The organism is Lacimonas salitolerans, assembly GCF_042677865.1.
GTDB classification, from domain to species: Bacteria; Pseudomonadota; Alphaproteobacteria; order Rhodobacterales; family Rhodobacteraceae; genus Lutimaribacter; species Lutimaribacter salitolerans.
Genome location: NZ_JBHUDD010000020.1, coordinates 1 through 910, shown reverse-complemented (window position 1 = coordinate 910; position 910 = coordinate 1). Strand labels below are relative to the sequence as shown.

General features: G+C 60.5%; 1 protein-coding gene. It reads left to right on the top strand.

From position 1 onward, the window contains the following. Positions 1–146: 146 nt before the first annotated feature. Positions 147–910 (top strand): IS256 family transposase (locus tag ACFTOW_RS02035; protein ID WP_379912562.1); only part of this gene is annotated, 764 nt, incomplete at its 3' end.

Here is a 910-nt window from a genome sequence, read left to right as displayed (position 1 = left end):
CGTGTCGGGTCCAAGTTGAACGCGGCATTTGATGCGCGTTTGCGGGAACTTTTTGAGCACGATCTACATCTTCGACGCCGTGAGAGAGTGTCCGATCTTCTGTGTAACTGGGGTTTGGTCCATGCTTTCTGAGAGGAGCAAGGACGATGACGATTTCCAAGGAACTGCTGGACGAACTTCTGAAGGGCTGCGAGCGGCCTGAAGACCTGCTTGGCGATGCCGGGCTGTTGAAAGAGCTCAAGATCAAGCTGATGGAACGGATGCTGGGGGCCGAGCTGACCGCGTATCTTGGCTATGAGGAGGGCAAGGACGCGCCTGTGGGGCAGGTCAACCGGCGCAACGGGGCCTCCTCCAAGCGGTTGAAGGGGCAGGATGGCGAGGTGCCGATCGCGGTGCCGCGTGACCGTGACGGCAGTTTCGAACCTGAGCTGGTGAAGAAGGGCCAGACCCGGATTGACGGGATCGACGACAAAATCATTGGTCTCTATGCCGCTGGTCTGACGGTCCGTGACATCCGCGCCCACCTTGAGGATGTCTACGGACTGCAGGTCTCGCCTGACCTCATCAGCCGCGTGACCGATGCCGTTCTGGACGAGGTCCGCGAGTGGCAGAGCCGGGCGCTGGACCGGATGTATCCGATCGTCATTTTCGACGCGCTCCGGGTCAAGATCCGCGATGCCGACAGCCGGATGGTGAAGAACAAGGCCGTTTACGTGGCCCTCGGCGTAACCCGTGACGGTGTGCGGGAAGTTCTGGGTCTGTGGATTGCTGAGAATGAAGGCGCCAAGTTCTGGCTGTCGGTGATGAATGAGCTGCGAAATCGGGGCGTGCAGGACATCCTGATCGCGGTGGTCGACGGTCTCAAGGGCTTCCCTGACGCCATCACCGCCGCCTTCCCGGACACTGCCGT